Source organism: Streptomyces sp. NPDC051907 (assembly GCF_040681075.1).
Taxonomy (GTDB): domain Bacteria; phylum Actinomycetota; class Actinomycetes; order Streptomycetales; family Streptomycetaceae; genus Streptomyces.
In genome coordinates, this window is sequence record NZ_JBFAYB010000004.1 from 42,925 (window position 1) to 60,139 (window position 17,215).

The 17,215-nt window shown below is 72.0% G+C and carries 18 protein-coding genes; 11 read left to right on the forward strand and 7 right to left on the reverse strand.

Translation table 11 applies throughout. The annotated features are described in order from the left end of the window. The first annotated feature begins 373 nt into the window (after nt 1-373). The 3 genes from AB0M39_RS03930 to AB0M39_RS03940 all read left to right on the forward strand — a co-directional run bounded on the left by AB0M39_RS03930 (nt 374) and on the right by AB0M39_RS03940 (nt 2,960). Nucleotides 374-577: a cold-shock protein gene (locus AB0M39_RS03930; protein WP_365359847.1), complete on the forward strand. Its 204-nt coding sequence runs from the start codon at nt 374-376 to the stop codon at nt 575-577. Between the two features lie 376 nt (nt 578-953). After that, the gene (locus AB0M39_RS03935; protein ID WP_365359849.1) at nt 954-2,480 is read left to right on the forward strand and encodes a DEAD/DEAH box helicase; all 1,527 of its coding nucleotides are present in this window, start codon (nt 954-956) and stop codon (nt 2,478-2,480) included. 168 nt (nt 2,481-2,648) lie between these two features. Next, entirely contained in the window at nt 2,649-2,960 is a 312-nt protein-coding gene (locus AB0M39_RS03940) for an SCO5918 family protein (protein ID WP_365359851.1), read from the forward strand. Nucleotides 2,961-3,084: 124 nt separating this feature from the next. Here the strand turns inward: AB0M39_RS03940 and AB0M39_RS03945 are convergent, their stop codons facing one another. Beyond that, nucleotides 3,085-3,459 carry a hypothetical protein gene (locus tag AB0M39_RS03945; RefSeq protein WP_365359853.1) on the reverse strand — a complete coding sequence of 125 codons (375 nt, stop codon included), beginning with the start codon at nt 3,457-3,459 and terminating at the stop codon, nt 3,085-3,087. A 435-nt stretch (nt 3,460-3,894) separates the two neighbouring features. Between AB0M39_RS03945 and AB0M39_RS03950 the strand changes: the two genes are divergently transcribed. Then, on the forward strand, nt 3,895-4,257 hold the full coding sequence (locus tag AB0M39_RS03950) for a MerR family transcriptional regulator (protein ID WP_365359855.1): 363 nt from the start codon (nt 3,895-3,897) through the stop codon (nt 4,255-4,257). A gap of 325 nt (nt 4,258-4,582) precedes the next feature. Beyond that, nucleotides 4,583-4,756, forward strand: a complete 174-nt coding sequence (locus AB0M39_RS03955) for a hypothetical protein (protein ID WP_365359857.1) — start codon at nt 4,583-4,585, stop codon at nt 4,754-4,756. Nucleotides 4,757-5,011: 255 nt separating this feature from the next. On the opposite strand, the gene AB0M39_RS03960 is transcribed toward AB0M39_RS03955, so the two are convergent. Beyond that, entirely contained in the window at nt 5,012-5,152 is a 141-nt protein-coding gene (locus AB0M39_RS03960) for a hypothetical protein (protein ID WP_365359859.1), read from the reverse strand. 240 nt (nt 5,153-5,392) lie between these two features. Here AB0M39_RS03960 and AB0M39_RS03965 point away from each other — a divergent pair, with 240 nt between their 5' ends. From AB0M39_RS03965 to AB0M39_RS03975, 3 genes are all read left to right on the forward strand, one after another. Next, nucleotides 5,393-6,379, forward strand: coding sequence for an aldo/keto reductase (locus AB0M39_RS03965; RefSeq protein WP_365359861.1), 987 nt, complete (start codon nt 5,393-5,395; stop codon nt 6,377-6,379). Between the two features lie 202 nt (nt 6,380-6,581). Next, a complete protein-coding gene (locus AB0M39_RS03970) occupies nt 6,582-7,004 on the forward strand; it encodes a nuclear transport factor 2 family protein (RefSeq protein ID WP_365359863.1) in 423 nt (140 codons plus the stop codon). A gap of 192 nt (nt 7,005-7,196) precedes the next feature. After that, nucleotides 7,197-7,772, forward strand: a complete 576-nt coding sequence (locus AB0M39_RS03975) for a TerD family protein (RefSeq protein WP_365359865.1) — start codon at nt 7,197-7,199, stop codon at nt 7,770-7,772. A 74-nt stretch (nt 7,773-7,846) separates the two neighbouring features. Here the strand turns inward: AB0M39_RS03975 and AB0M39_RS03980 are convergent, their stop codons facing one another. Beyond that, nucleotides 7,847-8,476, reverse strand: a complete 630-nt coding sequence (locus AB0M39_RS03980; protein ID WP_365360187.1) for a TetR/AcrR family transcriptional regulator — start codon at nt 8,474-8,476, stop codon at nt 7,847-7,849. Nucleotides 8,477-8,770: 294 nt separating this feature from the next. On the opposite strand from AB0M39_RS03980, the gene AB0M39_RS03985 reads away from it, so the two are divergent. The 3 genes from AB0M39_RS03985 (at nt 8,771) to AB0M39_RS03995 (ending at nt 12,283) form a co-directional block, all read left to right on the forward strand. After that, the gene (locus tag AB0M39_RS03985; protein ID WP_365359867.1) at nt 8,771-9,457 is read left to right on the forward strand and encodes a 4'-phosphopantetheinyl transferase superfamily protein; all 687 of its coding nucleotides are present in this window, start codon (nt 8,771-8,773) and stop codon (nt 9,455-9,457) included. A 193-nt stretch (nt 9,458-9,650) separates the two neighbouring features. Then, the gene (locus AB0M39_RS03990; RefSeq protein ID WP_365360189.1) at nt 9,651-11,414 is read left to right on the forward strand and encodes a prolyl oligopeptidase family serine peptidase; all 1,764 of its coding nucleotides are present in this window, start codon (nt 9,651-9,653) and stop codon (nt 11,412-11,414) included. 113 nt (nt 11,415-11,527) lie between these two features. Then, complete coding sequence (locus AB0M39_RS03995) at nt 11,528-12,283, forward strand: SURF1 family protein (RefSeq protein WP_365359869.1); 756 nt, start codon at nt 11,528-11,530, stop codon at nt 12,281-12,283. A gap of 264 nt (nt 12,284-12,547) precedes the next feature. On the opposite strand, the gene AB0M39_RS04000 is transcribed toward AB0M39_RS03995, so the two are convergent. The 4 genes from AB0M39_RS04000 to AB0M39_RS04015 all read right to left on the reverse strand — a co-directional run bounded on the left by AB0M39_RS04000 (nt 12,548) and on the right by AB0M39_RS04015 (nt 17,027). Further along, complete coding sequence (locus AB0M39_RS04000) at nt 12,548-13,675, reverse strand: hypothetical protein (RefSeq protein ID WP_365359871.1); 1,128 nt, start codon at nt 13,673-13,675, stop codon at nt 12,548-12,550. Then, the gene (locus AB0M39_RS04005) at nt 13,672-14,334 is read right to left on the reverse strand and encodes a SigE family RNA polymerase sigma factor (protein ID WP_365359873.1); all 663 of its coding nucleotides are present in this window, start codon (nt 14,332-14,334) and stop codon (nt 13,672-13,674) included. The genes AB0M39_RS04000 and AB0M39_RS04005 overlap by 4 nt, the downstream gene beginning before the upstream one ends. A 369-nt stretch (nt 14,335-14,703) precedes the next feature. Then, nucleotides 14,704-15,759 carry an aspartate-semialdehyde dehydrogenase gene (locus tag AB0M39_RS04010; protein WP_365359876.1) on the reverse strand — a complete coding sequence of 352 codons (1,056 nt, stop codon included), beginning with the start codon at nt 15,757-15,759 and terminating at the stop codon, nt 14,704-14,706. Further along, nucleotides 15,756-17,027 carry an aspartate kinase gene (locus tag AB0M39_RS04015; RefSeq protein WP_365359878.1) on the reverse strand — a complete coding sequence of 424 codons (1,272 nt, stop codon included), beginning with the start codon at nt 17,025-17,027 and terminating at the stop codon, nt 15,756-15,758. The genes AB0M39_RS04010 and AB0M39_RS04015 overlap by 4 nt, the downstream gene beginning before the upstream one ends. Between the last annotated feature and the right edge of the window lie 188 nt (nt 17,028-17,215).

The following is a 17,215-nucleotide window of genomic DNA, read 5'->3' on the forward strand; positions in this document are numbered from 1 at the left end:
CCCGGCCCCTGCGCCGTCCGCGCGCCTCGGTTGGGGGCCGGCGGAGGAGGCGGCCTGGGCGGCTTTTCCCGGAAATACCGCCCACGGCGCCCGCCGCAAATCTGTGTCCGCAAACACAGAAATAGAGAAAAGGCCCCATGAGTCTTTCTCACCGCGCAGCCTGCCTGGGGATTTTCCGCGCGCTCGATCAGTCATGGCATGCTACGGTGTTTGCAGTTGCAGTTGTGGTTCCCAAAACTTCGAGTGCGCTCACTGGGTCCTACACCGGTGAGGGCGCTTTTGTATTCCGGCGATTTCCGGACGGGGCGATCATCGCGGCGACTCGAGATCCGCACAGTGCGGATCTCTGGGCTCTGCCCCGAAGGAGATTCAAATGGCTAACGGCACTGTCAAGTGGTTCAACGCGGAAAAGGGCTTCGGCTTCATCGAGCAGGAGGGCGGCGGTCCTGACGTGTTCGCCCACTACTCGAACATCGCCTCCCAGGGCTTCCGCGAGCTTCAGGAAGGCCAGAAGGTGACCTTCGACATCGCGCAGGGCCAGAAGGGCCCGACCGCCGAGAACATCGTCTCCGCCTGACGCTGACGCGCACAACGCAGCTGGGGCCCGCACCTTGGGGTGCGGGCCCCAGCTCTTTGCCATTCCTCCCAGCTCCGCCGGCCGCGACGGCCCGCGCGAGCGGCGCGGCGGCCTCGGCCGTCGAATCGTCCGCTCTTCGGCCGGGTGATCGTTGCCCCGGCATTCACGCCCGTATTCCCACCCGTATTCCCGGCCGCATGATGATCGAAGTCCCTTCGGCATTCACTTCGGCGCTCTCTCCACGACACGTCGGCACCCGGTCGAGTCCGACCCTGCCGCATTCGTCTTTTCGTCGGCTCGTTCTTGTGAGCCTCCATGCGGCCTGCTTTCCGCCGCTGGAGTTCCTCGATACGCGCCGTATCGAGGAAGGTTCTGCATGAACCGCACAGCTCGTACGAACGACCGCTCCGCCCGCACCCCCCGTACCGGAGGCGCCGCCGCCGGATCCGGGCGAGGCAGCCGTTCCGGCGGCCCCCGCCGTTCCGGCGCGCCCAGCCGCTCCGGCGGGCAGGGCCGCTCGGGTGGCGGCTATGGCCGGCGGCCCGCCGCCGTGCAGGGCGAGTTCGCCCTGCCCGTCACCCTGACCCCCGCTCTGCCGCCCGTCGAGGCGTTCGCCGACCTCGACCTGCCGGCTCCCCTGCTGGCCGCCCTCAGCGCGGAGCGCATGTCCGTGCCGTTCCCGATCCAGGCGGCCACCCTGCCGAACACGCTCGCCGGCCGCGACGTCATGGGCCGCGGCCGTACCGGGTCCGGCAAGACCCTCGCCTTCGGGCTGGCGCTGCTGGCCCGTACGGCAGGAGAGCGCGCCGAGCCCGGACAGCCGCTCGCCCTGGTCCTCGTGCCGACGCGCGAGCTGGCCCAGCAGGTCACTGCGGCGCTCACCCCGTACGCCCGGGCCCTGAGGCTGCGGCTGGCGACGGTGGTGGGCGGCATGCCGATCCACCGTCAGGTCGCCGCGCTGCGCGGCGGGGCCGAGGTCGTCGTGGCGACGCCCGGCCGTCTCAAGGACCTCATCGACCGCGGCGACTGCCGGCTGAACCAGGTCGGCATCACCGTCCTGGACGAGGCCGACCAGATGGCCGACATGGGCTTCATGCCCCAGGTGACCGCGCTGCTCGACCAGGTACGGCCGGAGGGTCAGCGGATGCTGTTCTCGGCCACGCTGGACCGCAACGTCGACCTGCTGGTCCGTCGGTATCTGACCGACCCCGTCGTGCACTCGGTCGACCCGTCGGCCGGCGCCGTCACGACGATGGAGCACCACGTACTGCACGTCCAGGGCCACGACAAGCACGCCGCCACCACGGAGATCGCGGCCCGCGACGGCCGCGTGATCATGTTCCTGGACACCAAGCACGCCGTGGACCGCCTCACCGAGCACCTGCTGAGCAGCGGTGTACGGGCCGCGGCCCTGCACGGCGGCAAGTCCCAGCCCCAGCGCACCCGCACCCTCGCCAACTTCAAGACCGGCCATGTGTCGGTGCTGGTGGCGACCAACGTCGCCGCGCGCGGCATCCACGTCGACAATCTCGACCTCGTGGTCAATGTGGACCCGCCGACCGACCACAAGGACTATCTGCACCGCGGCGGCCGTACCGCCCGCGCCGGCGAGTCCGGCAGCGTCGTCACCCTGGTCACCCCCGGCCAGCGTCGCGAGATGAACCGGCTGATGGCCGCCGCCGGAATCACCCCGCAGACCACCCAGGTCCGCTCCGGCGAGGAGGCGCTGAGCCGTATCACCGGCGCCCAGGCCCCCTCCGGCGTGCCGGTCGTCATCGCCGCGCCGGTGACGGACCGCCCCAAGCGCCGTGCCAGCTCGTCCCGAGGGCGACGCAGCCGCCCCGCCCAGGACCGTCGCCGGACAGGCGGCGGCCCGCGGCAGACGGCAGTGGGCCAGGCCTAGAGCGGCGACGGGACCACCGTCCCGCCCTGCCCCCGGCCCTGTCGCCGTAGCCTTCGACAGCTACGGCCAGGGCTAGGGCCGCACTGAAACCCCATGCGCTCATCCCGCGTGCATATGATCCGGCCCGCTCCCGGCCAGGACTGATCCCCCTCTCCCCTGGAGGCCCCTATGCGCTTCGTCATCGCCCGCTACCCCTTCGACATCTCCAAGAGCGACGTGCTGGACGCGATGAAGGGCGTCAAGCCCGAGCCGATCACCGGCGAGTCCGTGATCGTCGGCCGCCGCGCCTACCCCGTCAAGCAGGTCGGCGCCGTCATCACGCGCCAGGACCGGCGCGACTTCTCCGCCGCCGAGGTGACCCGGGCGCTGACCGCGCTGGGCTTCACCTGCCGCACGCTCACCGTGCCCACCCCGCCTGCCTCTCACGGTCCGACGGCTCTCGAGAAGGCTTCGGCCATGCTCGGCAGCCCGGCCGAGTAGCAGGACAGGGCTGCGGGACAGACAACGCAGAACAGAGCAGCTGAGAGAGGGCTCCGACCGGTGACGCCGGTCGGAGCCCTCTGCCGATGAGGTGGGCGTGTGGGGTACGCGGGACGGGGGGCGCTCAGTGTTCGGAGTAGCTGAAGTCGCCCACGGTCCAGGCGCTCACCCGCGCGATCGAGACCCGGTACATGCCGCCCGTCTCGGGGATTCCGGTCGTGCCTTGAAGGATCCTGGCCACGTGGAAGTGCAGGTGGGTGGGCAACGCGTCCTCGGCGGGCCGGCGTTCTGCCGGTGTCGAGGTGAAGATGCTGGAGAACGCCCCTAGGCGCTCCGAGTCCGACAGGACTTCGGCGACGCGCTGCCGCCATACGGCCTCGGGGGCCAGCCGTCCCGTGATCACGGTTCCGTCGGCGACCACGGTCAGGGACATCTGATTGCTCTGCTCGGATTCCACCGTCGCGGCAATGGCGACGAGCAGTTCGTCAGGCTTCGACATGGCCGCGGATCTTAGGCCAAGAAGGCGCTCTCCCGCAGGGGCCGTCATCCGGCCAGGCGACTGCCCGCGCCCGAAGATCGCCGATTAACTATTCCACCGACCGCGTGAAATCTATTCTCTCGGCAGTAGACATCGGTAGCCGACGTGGCTAGCGTTTCTCTCGTCAACAGACGTACGAGAGGCAAAGGAGGAGTCCTACGCCATCAGGATCGCCCGGGCGGGCAGGTCGCCGTCCGAGCGCCGCAAGGACCCGGATGGGAAGGTGGTCCCCGGTCACGCATCCTCGATCCCCGCAGCCCAGCCCACTCCAGGGCGGCATGCGGACACAGTGAGCCAGGAGCAGTAGGGCCTGGCAGATGGTGTTGAATTCCCCTCGGGGCCCTGGTGCCGTACGGCATCGGGGCCCCTCGACGCGTTCCATATGACGAGGTGAAAGTGACAGCAGAGGACTCACTCGGTCGTCTCGACGACGACGACTACCCCGCCTACACCATGGGCAGGGCTGCCGAGATGCTCGGCACCACGCCCAGCTTTCTGCGCGCGATCGGCGAGGCCCGCCTGATCACGCCACTGCGCTCGGAGGGCGGCCACCGCAGGTACTCCCGCTACCAGCTGCGCATCGCCGCCCGCGCTCGCGAGCTCGTCGACCAGGGCACCCCCATCGAGGCAGCGTGCCGCATCGTCATCCTCGAAGACCAGCTCGAGGAAGCCCAGCGCATCAACGCCGAGTACCGCCGCACAGCGGGCCGCCTGGCCACCGACACGCACGCTGAACCCGGCGCCGGAGCCGGTGCCTGACCTGCGCAGACCCCACTGAAGCACCAGGTCACAAGCCTGATCCGCTCGAGCGGGTCGGGCCCTCTCGCGTTCCCGAGGTCTCCGGGCGGCAATCGACTCCCGGCGACGGCGGACGCGTCATGACCGACTTCGCGGACGTCGCAAGCGGTCGGGTCCGTTCCGAGCACCGCACCCTGCGAACCCCCGCGGATCTCGCCGACGCGCTCGCCGCGCTCACACTCTGGATGCGCCGGCCAGCGGGCTGAGCGCCCGAAATGCACGCTTCGTACTCACATGCGAATCTGGTAGTGGTCCCCCGTCCGAGACCGCTACAGGAGGCACGATCGTGGGCAAGAAACAGAGCCGGCAGAACCGCGGCGCCCGCACTGGCGGCCATGAACGCAGCACTCCGACCGAGTCGAAGGAGCAGCAGACGCAGGCGTCGGCTCCGCACGACCCGATGCGCTCGATCTCCGAGGTGGCCTCCCACAAGAAGCAGCGGAAGTTCGGCCACAACTGACCGCCGCGGACCGACCGCTGCGGACCGAACCGCCGCGGACCGACCACCGCACCCGACCACCGCGACAGATGTCCACAGATGTCCGCGCCGAACGTCCGCGCTGGACGTCCGCCGTCGCGGAGCCACGCGTAGGGCCCGGCGCAATGATGCGCCGGGCCCTACCCCATGTCCGTACGGCATGTCCGTACGCCATGTCCGTACGGCCGCCGGATGCGGTCGGATGCGGTCGGATGCGGTCGGATGCGGTCGGAGCCGTTACGCGACTCGCTCGTACGTGACCAGAGCGCTCGGGCACGCCTCGGCCGTCTGGGCCAGGGCCGCCAGCTCGACCGCGTCGACGGTCAGCCCCCAGCGGAGCTTGGTCGCGATCCACTCCGAGGTGTAGCGGCACGTCACGTCGACGCTCGACGGCAGCCACTCCGCGGGGTCCTAGTCGGCCGCGAGAGCGGACCGCTTGAGACCCGAACAAATGAGCCAGGCGGGCGCGCCAGTTCACCACAGAGACGTAGAGGCGTAGAGACGTAGCCGCGCCGCCTCGACGCGTGGGCCGGGGCTCCTTGACATAGAGCGCTCTCGAAGAAGCAGACTCCGGCGCGGTAACGCCCCTTCCCGTACGGCCTGTTGAGAGGAACGCGCATGAAATACCGCACCATCGGCCAGAACCCGGAGACCCGGCGCGAGGTGAGCGTGCTGAGCCTGGGGGCCATGCGCTTCGGCGCCGTCACCGACGAGGCGACCTCGTTCGCGATCCTCGACCGGTACGTCGAGGCCGGCGGGACGTTCGTCGACACCTCCAACAACTACGCGTTCTGGGTCAACGGCACCCAGGGCGGCGAGAGCGAGGCGCTCCTCGGCCGCTGGCGGCGCAGCCGGGGCGTCGGGAGCGAGATCACCGTCGCCACCAAGCTCGGCGCGCGCCCGCTCGCCCCCACCACCGAGTTCAGCAAGAACATCGAGGGGCTGTCCGCGAAGGTCATCCGCGAGTCGGCCGAGCGCAGCCGGGAGCGGCTCGGCGTCGAGAAGCTCGACCTGCTGTACGCACACGTCCCCGACGACTCCGTTCCGCTCCAGGAGACCGTCGAGGCCTTCGCCGAGCTCGTCGCCGAGGGCACGGTCGGCCTGCTGGGCGTGAGCAACCACTGGGCGTGGCGGGTGGAGCAGGCGCGCAGCCTCGCCGCCGCGGCCGGGCTGCCGGGGTACGAGGTGCTGCAGTACCACCACACCTACCTCCGCCGGCGCACCGACCGGCCGACCCTGCGCTCGCCGGACGGCGAGATCGCCGTCGTCGCCGGCGATCTGCTCAGCTATGCGCGCGCCGAGCCTCGGCTCGCGCTCGTCGCCTACTCCCCGCTGCTCGCGGGCGCCTATACACGCGAGGACGAGCCGCTGGACGCGGGCCTCGACCACGCGGGCACGCCGGTGCGCCGGGCGGCGCTGCGCGCGGTGGCCAAGGAGACCGGGGCGACGGTCAACCAGGTGGTGCTGGCGTGGCTGATCGGGGGCGAGGTCCCGGTGATCCCGCTGGTCGGGGCGTCGTCCGTGGCGCAGCTCGACGAGAGCCTCGCCGCCGTCGACCTGGAGCTGACAGCCGAGCAGCGCGCCCGCCTCGACGCTGCGCACTAGACGCGTGCCGGTCTCGGGCCCGGCGCAGTAGACGCGCGCCCGCCCAGGGCCCGGCTCGGCAGGCCCATCTCGCCGCAGCGCGTCGGCGCCCGCCTCCCCCTTCCCTTTTCTCGGGCGCCCCTGTCACCATGCTCATGAAAGTGATTAGTCATATTCATGAGTACGAGCAGTACGCACACGATGCACACGGACAGGAGCCCGCATGGAAACCGCCGAACGCTTCCGCGCCGCCGTCGAGAAGCGGGATCTCGCCGCTCTGGACGGGCTGTTCACCGAGGACGTCCGCCTCTACAGCCCGGTGAAGTTCACGCCCTTCGAGGGCAGGCCGATGGTTCTCGGCCTCTTCGGGGTGCTGCTGCGCACGTTCGAGGACTTCCGGTACGTCGGACAGTTCGAGGGCGCCGCCGAGACGAGCGTGGACGGGGTCGAGGCGGAGGCGGACGTCCTGCTCTTCCGGGCGACCGTGAACGGCAAGGAGATCCACGGCATCGACCTCCTCCACTTCGACGAGGAGGGACGGATCAAGGAGTTCACGGTGATGGTCCGGCCGCTGTCCGCCACGCAGGCGCTGGGCGAGGCCGTGCTCGCGGGCCTGGTCGCCGACGGCCTCGTACCGGCGCCCTGACGGCTGGACCGGCCGCCCAGGCCCCCGACCGGGGGCCGGGCCCGGGTCGCGGGCGGGTCGGCCCGGGTGGGGCCCGGGGTCGGAAAAGGCGACCCGCGAGACGGGAACCCGGACCGGCGGCCGGTCGTTGCCCCGGTGGGCAAAGGAATCGTCAAGAGGCGCGGCCCGCGCCGGATTGCGCAGGGGATTTCCATGGGTGTCAGCCTTTCCAAGGGCGGCAACGTCTCGCTCAGCAAGGAGGCCCCGGGCCTGACTGCGGTCGTCGTGGGCCTCGGCTGGGACGTACGCAGCACCACCGGAACCGACTTCGACCTGGACGCCAGCGCCCTGCTGGTGGACACCAACGGCAAGGTCGTCTCGGACCAGCACTTCGTCTTCTTCAACAACCTCAAGAGCCCCGACGGCTCCGTCGAGCACACCGGCGACAACCTCACCGGCGAGGGCGAGGGCGACGACGAGCAGATCAAGGTGAACCTGGCGGGCGTGCCCGCGGAGGTCGACAAGATCGTCTTCCCGGTCTCCATCCACGAGGGCGAGAGCCGCAGCCAGTCCTTCGGCCAGGTGCGCAACGCCTTCATCCGCGTGGTCAACCAGGCGGGCGGCGCCGAGCTCGCGCGCTACGACCTCAGCGAGGACGCCTCCACCGAGACCGCGATGGTCTTCGGCGAGCTGTACCGCAATGGGGCGGAGTGGAAGTTCCGCGCGGTGGGCCAGGGGTACGCCTCGGGCCTGCGCGGCATCGCCCAGGACTTCGGCGTCAACATCTGATCCGAAGCGACGAGCAGTGCACGGCTGACGGCCCCGGAGCCTGACCCTCGTGGAGGGTCGGGCCCCTGGGGCGGTCAGGCCATGACGTACGCGCCTGCCCGGGCCGCCGACTCGGCGGCGGAGGCCGCACGGTCGGCGACCGTCTCGTCGAGAGGGTCGCCGCTGGCCAGGAGCCGGTAGTAGAGCGGGGCGGAGACGGCGCGGACCACCTCGTGCGCGTCGGTGTCCGCGGGCAGCTCGCCCCGGGCGACGGCCGCCTCGACACAGCCCGCCCACTCCTTGATCCGGGTGGCGTAGAAGCGGTGCAGGGCCTGCGCCGCGCGTTCGTCGCAGGTGGCGGCGGCGATCACGGCCTTGAACAGGGCGCCCTGGCGCGGGTCGGTCAGGGTGGCGACGACCAGGCGGGCGTTGGCCCGCAGATCTCCGGCGAGCGAGCCGGTGTCCGCGCGCGGGACGGACTGCTCGGCCATGTCGGCCAGCAGGTCGGCGACCAGGCCCGTGGTCGTGCCCCAGCGGCGGTAGACGGTGGTCTTGCCCACGCCCGCACGGCGGGCGACCTCGGTGAGGTCCAGACGGTGGAAGCCCTGCTCGACGAGCGCGTCGCCGGCGGCGCGCAGCACGGCGGCCCGCACCCGGGCGGTACGACCGCCGGGACGGACGGTGCCAGGGTCTGCGCACGGGCCCGGGTTCCCGCTCGCGCCCACGCCCGGGTCCCCGCCCGGGCCCGCGTCGGCGCCCCTCTCCGCGGCCGCACCCGCGCCCTCTCCCTGGTCCGTGCCCTCAGCAGTCTCGGAGTTCACAGCGGCTCCAGTCAGTCGAGTCGGTTGAGCCGGTCGACGCCATCTTAACGGGACGTTGGATCCGTTAGAAGCCCTACCGTCCCACCGTCCCGCCCACCGTCCCGCCGTCGGGATCCAGCCACCGCTCGCGGGCCAGGGGACAATACGAGCTGGCGGTAGAGCGGTAGAGCAGACGCGCGCAGAGGCGGAGGAGACGACATGGCGGCCGACATACCCACGAGCCCGCACCGGGCGCCCCTGCCCGGTGTGGAGATGCTGTGGTCCGGGCCGGTCTCCGAGCACGCCGCGGACGCGGTCGCGCACCGGAGCCTCCTCGACGCGGAGGAGACCGCACGCCTCGACGCTTTCTACCGCAGCGTGGACCGGGACGCGTACGCCGTCGCCCATGTGACCCTGCGCCGCCTCCTCGGCGAGCGGCTCGGCCAGCGCCCGGAGGCGGTCGTCGTCGCACGCGCGGCCTGCTCCCACTGCGGCGGACCGCACGGCCGGCCGTATGTGCCGGGCGACGGGGTGCACTTCTCGCTCTCCCACACCAGCGGGCTCGTGATGATCGCGCTGGCTGGAGCGCCGGTGGGGATCGACGTCGAGAGCGTGCCCGACCCCGGCACGGTCGCCGAGGTCGCGGACCAGCTGCACGTCCAGGAGCGCAGGGAGCTCGACGCGCTCCCCGCAGCCGAGCGCCCCGCCGCCTTCGCCCGCTGCTGGACCCGCAAGGAGGCGCTCCTGAAGGCCACCGGGGTCGGCCTCAACGAGGAGCTCTCCCGCACGCTCGTGGGCGCGGGCGCCGAACCGGCGTCCCAGGACGACTGGCTGCTCGCCGACCTCCCCGCCGGCCCCGGCTACGCCGCGGCCCTCGCCGTCCGCCGCACACCCCCCGGGACCTGAGGCGCGACCGACCCCGAGCGGCCGACCCCCCGTCCGCGATCCAGCGCCATCGGGTTTCATGGACGGCATGACCGATGCCGCCGCACAGCCTGACGCACAGAACGACGCGCAGGCCGACGTACCGAACGCCGCCCCGCACGCCCCGAACACATCGCACACCCCGCAGCCCCCGCAGACCGACGTCGACGACGCCATGCCCGACTGGGAGAAGCGCTTCCGCGCGCCCCGCGTCTCGCTGCCGGACTGGGCCGAGGACGCCCCCGACCGGGCTCTCTTCGTCTCCAATGCGACCGGGACGTACGAGCTGTACGCCTGGGACCGGGCCAGCGGCGAGCAGCGGCAGGCGACCGACCGCCCGAACGGGACCACCGACGGCGCCCTCTCCCCCGACGGCTCGTCGATCTGGTGGTTCTCGGACACCGACGGGGACGAGTTCGGCGTCTGGATGCGCCAGCCCTTCGGCGGCGGCGAGGACGTGCCGGCGGCCCCCGGCCTCGAGCCCTCCTACCCCGCCGGGCTCGCGATCGGCCGCGACGGCACGTCCGTGGTCGGCCGGTCCACCGACGACGACGGCACGACCGTCCACGTCGTACGGCCCGGAGCAGCGCCGGTCGAGATCTACCGGCACCGGGAGTCGGGCGGGGTCGGCGACCTCTCCCATGACGGCACGCTCATCGCGCTCGAGCACACCGAGCACGGCGACGCCATGCACAGCGCCCTGCGGGTGGTCCGGCTGGACGGCGGCACGGTGGCCGAGCTCGACGACACCGAGGGCGGCACGCGGGAGCTGGGCCTGGAGATCCTCGGCTTCGCCCCCGTCGACGGGGACGCCCGGCTGCTCGTCGGACACCAGCGGCGCGGCCGCTGGGAGCCGATGATCTGGGACGTCGTCACGGGCGAGGAGACCGCCCTCTCGATCGACCTGCCCGGCGACGTGAACGCCGAGTGGTACCCGGACGGCTCCGGGCTGCTGGTCGCGCACAGCTTCGAGGCGCGCGGCGAGCTGTGGCGGTACGACCTCGCCTCGCACGAGCTGGTGAGGATCGACACTCCGCCGGGATCGGTGTCCGGCGCGACGGCCCGCCCGGACGGGTCGGTCGAGTATCTGTGGTCGTCCGCCGCGCAGCCGTCGCAGGTGCGGTCCACCACGGGCCGCCCGGTGCTGGACCCGCCCGGTCTGAAGCCCCCCGGCTCCGTGCCCGTCGAGGACGCGTGGGTCCAGGGGCCGGGCGGCCGTGTCCACGCGCTGGTGCAGCGGCCGGCCGGGGCGGGCCCGTTCCCGACCGTCTTCGAGATCCACGGCGGCCCGACCTGGCACGACAGCGACGCCTTCGCGGCGGGCCCGGCGGCCTGGATCGACCACGGCTACGCGGTCGTACGGGTCAACTACCGCGGCTCGACCGGCTACGGCAGGGAGTGGACGGACGCCCTCAGGCACCGCGTCGGCCTGATCGAGCTGGAGGACATCGCGGCGGTCCGCGAGTGGGCGGTCGCCTCCGGCCTCGCCGACCCGGCGAAGCTGGTGCTGGCGGGCGGCTCGTGGGGCGGGTATCTGACCCTGCTCGGCCTCGGCACCCAGCCCGAGGCGTGGGCGCTGGGCCTCGCCGCGGTCCCGGTCGCGGACTACGTCACGGCGTACCACGACGAGATGGAGGCCCTGAAGGCGATGGACCGCACGCTGCTCGGCGGCGGGCCCGACGAGGTCCCGGAGCGCTTCGAGGCGTCGTCGCCCCTGACGTACGTCGACGAGGTCCGCGTCCCCGTCTACATCTCCGCCGGCGTCAACGACCCGCGCTGCCCGATCCGTCAGATCGAGAACTACGTGGACCGGCTGGCCGCGCGCGGCGCGACGCACGAGGTCTACCGATACGACGCGGGCCACGGCTCCCTCGTCGTCGAGGAGCGGATCAAGCAGGTCCGGCTGGAGATCGAGTTCGCGGCCCGGCATCTGGGATAGGCCCCGGGAGGCCCACGGGCCAGGGCCCGGGACGTCTACCGGACAGGACCCAGGACGCCCATGGGACAGGACCCGGGACGAGGGACGCCCGGCCCGTTCCGTACCGTGGGGGTGTGTACCGGTTCCTGCTGACGCCCCGCTGGTGGGGGATCAATGTCTTCGTCGTGCTGGCGATCCCCTTCTGCGTGTTCATGGGCTCGTGGCAGCTCGGCAAGTTCGAGGACCGGGTCGACACGCACCAGGAGGCGGAGCGCGGGCCGGGTCCCGGCGAGCGCGCGGCCGTCCCGCTCGGCGAGCTGCTGCCGGTCGACAAGGAGACGTCGGGGCGGCAGGCGACGGCGACCGGGCGGTACGGGAAGCAGTTCCTGGTGCCCGAGAGGCAGTTGGACGGCAGGTCCGGCGCCTATGTGCTCACCCTGCTGAAGACCGACGGCGGCAAGACGCTGCCCGTGGTGCGCGGCTGGCTCCCCGAGGGCGGCCGCGCCCCCGCGCCCCCGGCCGGCGAGGTCACCGTGACCGGCGCGCTCCAGGCGTCGGAGACGACGGGCACGGACGGGGTGCACACGGCGGGCGGGCTGCCGAGCGGCCAGGTCGGGATGATCAGCGCGGCGTCGCTGGTGAACCTGGTGCCGGACGACGTGTACGACGCGTGGGTCACGCTCGCGGAGGCGGACGGCGGGCTGACGCCGGTGCCCGCGGCGGCGCCGCAGGGCAGCGGCCTGGATCTGAAGGCGTTCCAGAACCTGGGGTACACCGGGGAGTGGTTCGTCTTCGCCGGGTTCGTGCTCTTCATGTGGTTCCGGCTGCTGAGGCGCGAGGCGGAGGCGGCGAGGGACCGCGAGCTGGGCCTGGAGCCGGAGCCGGTGTAGCCCGGACGCTCCGGGTCAGGTCCCGCTCCCTCACCGAGCCCCGAGGAGACCTCCCGGGCGCCCCGCCCGGAAGCACCCCGGGCCGCGCGTCACAGCCAACGCGAGACCCCAGGCGGCATCTCACAGCCGAGGCGAGACCTCGGGCCGCGGGCCTCACACCCGAGTCACCGGGCCGCGCGCTCACAGCCGAGGCGAGTCACCGGGCCGCGGTCCGCGCGCCGCACACCCAAGGCGAGCCGTTCCCGCCGGCTCGCCTCCGTGCGCTTACTGCGCGGCCAGCATCCCCGTGCGGTAGACCGTCCCCGCGCACGCGTTGGCGACCGTCGCCGACGAGCCCGGCCCGCCGCCCTCCGCCGTGTGGGAGACCGAGACGCTGCCGTCCTGTACGCCGCCGTCCTGCCGCATCAGCTGCGGGGCGGTGTTGTCGCCGGCCGCCGTGCCGGTGCCGGTGGTCGTGCCCGAGGAGCCGCCGTCCGTCGGCGTCGGGTCGGGCGTGGGCGTGGTCGGGCAGGTCTCCGAGGGGACCCAGGCGAACTTCACCTCGTACGACGCCGACGGCGCCAGCAGCAGCGTGGCCGACTCCGCCGACGGGTCGGGCAGTCCGCTCGCCGCGTCGCCCGTGGTGTGCACCACGACGCTGATCTTGCCGGGGTCGGCCGCGCCCAGCGCGGCCGTGCCGACGACGCCCGCGCCGCTCACCGCGCACTCGGTCCCCGACGCGTTCGTGACGCGGAAGCTGCCGTAGACCTTGCCCTCCGCGTCCGGAGCGCCGGCCTGGGCCGAGGAGGTCAGCTGGGAGGCCTGGCAGACGGGCGAGGACGAGGTCGCGGCGCCCGGCGGGACGACCACGCCGCCCGGGCCCTCGGTGGCGCCGTCGCCCGGCTTCTCGCCCGGCTTCTCCTTCTCGTCCGGGTCGTCGGGGTCCTTGCCCTGACTGCCGGCGGTGGGGTCGGCCGTCCCCTTGTCGCCGCCCTCGTCGCCCGCGTCCTGTCCGGTGCCGCCCTGCGTCTGCTCGCCGTGTCCGGCGTTGACGGGGCGGGCGTTCTCGCTGCCTGAGGAGCTGGCGACATGGACGAAGGCGGGGACGGCGGTGCCCATCAGCAGCACCGCCGCCGCGACGCCCACCAGCGCCTGCCTTTTGCGGGCGCGCCGCGCGGGGACCGCCCTTCGCAGATGGTCCAGCGCTCCGTCGGAGGGCGCGAGGTCCTGCACGGCGCCTTGGAGGAGCCGGCGCAGCGCCAGTTCGTCGCCGCCCAGGCCCTCGTCGTCGCCGAGGCCGGCGAGGCCGCTCAGCTCGTTGTCCGGCCTGTTGTTCACGATTCCGTTTCCAGTCCGGTCGTCAAACGGCCCGTCCGGCCCGTACTGCTCGAACTTGTGCTTGCGCCCGCTCATGCCGTGGCCTCCATGGCGACGCGCAGCGCCGCGATGCCCCGGGAGCCGTACGCCTTCACCGAGCCCAGCGATATGCCGAGCGTCTCGGCGACCTGCGCCTCGGTCATGTCGGCGAAGTACCGCAGCACCAGCACCTCGCGCTGGCGCCGCTGGAGCCCGCGCATGGCCTTGATCAGCGCGTCCCGCTCCAGCTGGTCGTACGCCCCCTCCTCGGCGCTCGCCATGTCGGGCATCGGCTTGGAGAGCAGCTTCAGCCCGAGGATGCGGCGGCGCAGCGCGGAGCGGGAGAGGTTGACCACGGTCTGGCGCAGATAGGCCAGGGTCTTCTCGGGGTCCCGGACGCGGTTGCGGGCGGAGTGGACGCGGATGAACGCCTCTTGGACCACGTCCTCGCAGGAGGCCGTGTCGTCCAGGAGCAGCGCGGCGAGACCCAGCAGCGACCGGTAGTGGGCGCGGTAGGTCTCGGTGAGGTGATCGACGGTCGTGCCGGCGGCCATGGCGTCGTCAGCGCCCTCGCGGGACGACGGGATGCGGGTGGTGCGGGCTGCGGGCATGGGCGCGATCACCGGCATGCCGCCGGCCGGGCGGGGTCTGCGGAGCGGACGCACTGTCGCGCCGCGAACCGGGAGCACCCCTGTGATGTCGAGAACCTCTGCCACGCCTGTTGGACACGCTTCCCCCCGTCAGGGTTGTACGCGCACGCCACCGTTTTTGACGGCGATCTGTATGCCCTCATGCGTACTCGCTCTTCCCCTGCCCCATTTTCGCGACGCCGCGCAGGCTGACCGCAAAGACGCTTCCCGCCCAACCACCGGTTGCAGAAAGGGGGAAAGCGAATAGTCGAACATGCTGACAGCCCAGTTCAAGTGGTCCGGACCAACGACTTGATCACACGGCCTTCACAGATCCTATAAAGGCCGCGGGCCGCGCCGCCCCGCGTTTCGCGGACCTGGACAGTCCAGACCTGGACAGTCCGGCCCTTCACGCACAGGAGCCCATGCCGCATGCCGGGCCGGGCCCGGCCGCCGTCACGCCGCGAGCTCGGCGGCGATCGCCTCGGCGAGCTGCGCGGAGTTCAGGGCGGCGCCCTTGCGGAGGTTGTCGCCGCAGACGAACAGCTCCAGCGCGCAGGGGTCGTCCGGGGCCCGTCGCACCCGCCCCACCCACACCGGGTCGGTCCCCACCATGTCGGCCGGCGTCGGGAAGTCGCCCGCCTCCGGCTTGTCGTAGAGGACGACTCCCGGCGAGGTCGCGAGGATCTCGTGCGCCCGCCGGACCGCGACCTCGCTCTCGAAGCGCGCGTGCACCGAGAGGGAGTGGGCCGTGACGACCGGTACGCGGACGAACGTCGCCGCCACCCGCAGCCCCGGCAGACCCAGGATCTTGCGCGTCTCGTCCCGCAGCCCCAGCTCCTCCGAGGACCAGCCGTCCTCGCGCAGCGCCCCGGACCACGGCACCACGTTGAGGGCCAGCGGCGCCGCGAAGGGGCCCAGGTCGTCGCCCACGGCACGGCGTACGTCTCCGGGTCCCGCTCCCAGCTCCGTGCCCGCGACCAGCGACAGCTGGGCGCGCAGCGCGGCGACGGCGTCCCGGCCCGCGCCGCTTGCCGCCAGGCACGCGGAGACGACCAGCTCGCGCAGGCCGAACTCGGCGTGCAGCGGGCCGACCACGGGGGCCAGGGCGAGCGTGGTGTCGTGGGGGCTGGCGACGATGCCGCGCGGGCGGACCCGCAGGGCGTGCGGATTGACCTCGGGGACGACCAGCGGGACGTCCGGGTCGAGGCGGAAGGCCGCCGAGTCGTCCACGACGGTCGCGCCCTGGGCGACGGCGATGGGCGCCCACCGCGCGGACACGTCGTCCGGCGTCAGGAAGAGCGCCACGTCCACGCCGCCGAGGGCTTCCTCGCTCAGCGCGACGACTTCGCACTCCTCGCCGCGCAGGGCCAGCTTGCGGCCGGCCGAGCGCGGCGAGGCGAGCAGACGGATGTCGCCCCAGACGTCGGCGTGCTGCGACAGGATCTGGAGCATCACCGTGCCGACGGCTCCGGTCGCTCCGACGACCGCGAGCGTCGGCTTGCGGGTCATCGCCCGGTGCCTCCGTAGACGACTGCCTCGTCGGAGTCGGAGTCGAGGCCGAAGGCGGTGTGCACGGCGCGCACGGCCTCGTTCACGTCGTCGGCGCGGGTGACCACCGAGATGCGGATCTCCGAGGTGGAGATCAGCTCGATGTTCACGCCCGCGTCGGAGAGCGCCTCGAAGAAGGAGGCGGTGACGCCCGGGTTGGTCTTCATGCCGGCGCCGACCAGGGAGATCTTGCCGATCTGGTCGTCGTAGCGGAGCGACTCGAAGCCGATCGCGTTCTTCGCCTTCTCCAGGGCGTCGATGGCCTTGCGGCCCTCGCTCTTGGGGAGGGTGAAGGAGATGTCCGTCAGCGCGGTGGTGGCCGCGGAGACGTTCTGCACGATCATGTCGATGTTGATCTCGGCTGCCGCGATGGCGCGGAAGATCGCGGCTGCCTCGCCCGGCTTGTCCGGGACCCCGACGACCGTGACCTTCGCCTCGGAGACGTCGTGGGCGACCCCGGAGATGATTGCCTGCTCCACCTGCTGGTCCCCTTGCGGCTCGTTGCTGACCCAGGTGCCGCGCAGTCCGGAGAAGGACGAGCGGACGTGGATCGGGATGTTGTATCGGCGTGCGTACTCGACGCAGCGGTGCAGCAGCACCTTGGAGCCGGAGGCGGCGAGCTCCAGCATGTCCTCGAACGAGATCCAGTCGATCTTGCGGGCCTTCGGCACGACCCGGGGGTCGGCGGTGAAGACGCCGTCGACGTCGGTGTAGATCTCGCAGACCTCGGCGTCCAGCGCGGCGGCGAGGGCGACGGCGGTGGTGTCGGACCCGCCGCGGCCGAGGGTGGTGATGTCCTTCTTGTCCTGGGACACACCCTGGAAGCCGGCGACGATGGCGATGTTGCCCTCGTCGAGCGCCGTACGGATCCGGCCCGGCGTCACATCGATGATGCGCGCTTTGTTGTGGACCGAGTCGGTGATGACGCCTGCCTGGCTGCCGGTGAACGACTGGGCCTCGTGGCCCAGGTTCTTGATCGCCATGGCCAGCAGGGCCATGGAGATCCGCTCTCCTGCGGTCAGCAGCATGTCGAATTCGCGTCCGGCAGGGATCGGGGATACCTGCTCGGCGAGATCGATCAGCTCGTCCGTCGTGTCGCCCATCGCTGATACCACGACGACCACCTGGTGGCCGTTCTTCTTGGCATCGACGATTCGCTTGGCGACGCGCTTGATGCCTTCGGCATCGGCAACGGAGGAGCCTCCGTACTTCTGCACGACAAGGCCCACGTGCGCTCCTCGCTCGGTTCATGGCGGCAGTCGTTACCGCGGTCGGCTCAGTCTAACGAGCGGGCCGGCTCCTCCCCGCTGGTATCACATCGTGAGATGTCCCGCTCACTCCGTGATCATGGGGAGGACCGTGCCCGCTCCAGAGCTGCACCTGCCCGCGCAGCCGAGGGGCACACGGAGGTGTGGGG

Bases quoted from the DNA above. Each gene is read 5' to 3' on its own strand.
- AB0M39_RS03930 (WP_365359847.1), top strand. From the start codon at position 374: ATGGCTAACGGCACTGTCAAGTGGTTCAACGCGGAAAAGGGCTTCGGC.
- AB0M39_RS03935 (WP_365359849.1), top strand. From the start codon at position 954: ATGAACCGCACAGCTCGTACGAACGACCGCTCCGCCCGCACCCCCCGT.
- AB0M39_RS03940 (WP_365359851.1), top strand. From the start codon at position 2,649: ATGCGCTTCGTCATCGCCCGCTACCCCTTCGACATCTCCAAGAGCGAC.
- AB0M39_RS03945 (WP_365359853.1), bottom strand. From the start codon at position 3,459: ATGTCGAAGCCTGACGAACTGCTCGTCGCCATTGCCGCGACGGTGGAA.
- AB0M39_RS03965 (WP_365359861.1), top strand. From the start codon at position 5,393: ATGAAATACCGCACCATCGGCCAGAACCCGGAGACCCGGCGCGAGGTG.
- AB0M39_RS03970 (WP_365359863.1), top strand. From the start codon at position 6,582: ATGGAAACCGCCGAACGCTTCCGCGCCGCCGTCGAGAAGCGGGATCTC.
- AB0M39_RS03975 (WP_365359865.1), top strand. From the start codon at position 7,197: ATGGGTGTCAGCCTTTCCAAGGGCGGCAACGTCTCGCTCAGCAAGGAG.
- AB0M39_RS03985 (WP_365359867.1), top strand. From the start codon at position 8,771: ATGGCGGCCGACATACCCACGAGCCCGCACCGGGCGCCCCTGCCCGGT.
- AB0M39_RS03990 (WP_365360189.1), top strand. From the start codon at position 9,651: ATGCCCGACTGGGAGAAGCGCTTCCGCGCGCCCCGCGTCTCGCTGCCG.
- AB0M39_RS04000 (WP_365359871.1), bottom strand. From the start codon at position 13,675: ATGAGCGGGCGCAAGCACAAGTTCGAGCAGTACGGGCCGGACGGGCCG.
- AB0M39_RS04010 (WP_365359876.1), bottom strand. From the start codon at position 15,759: ATGACCCGCAAGCCGACGCTCGCGGTCGTCGGAGCGACCGGAGCCGTC.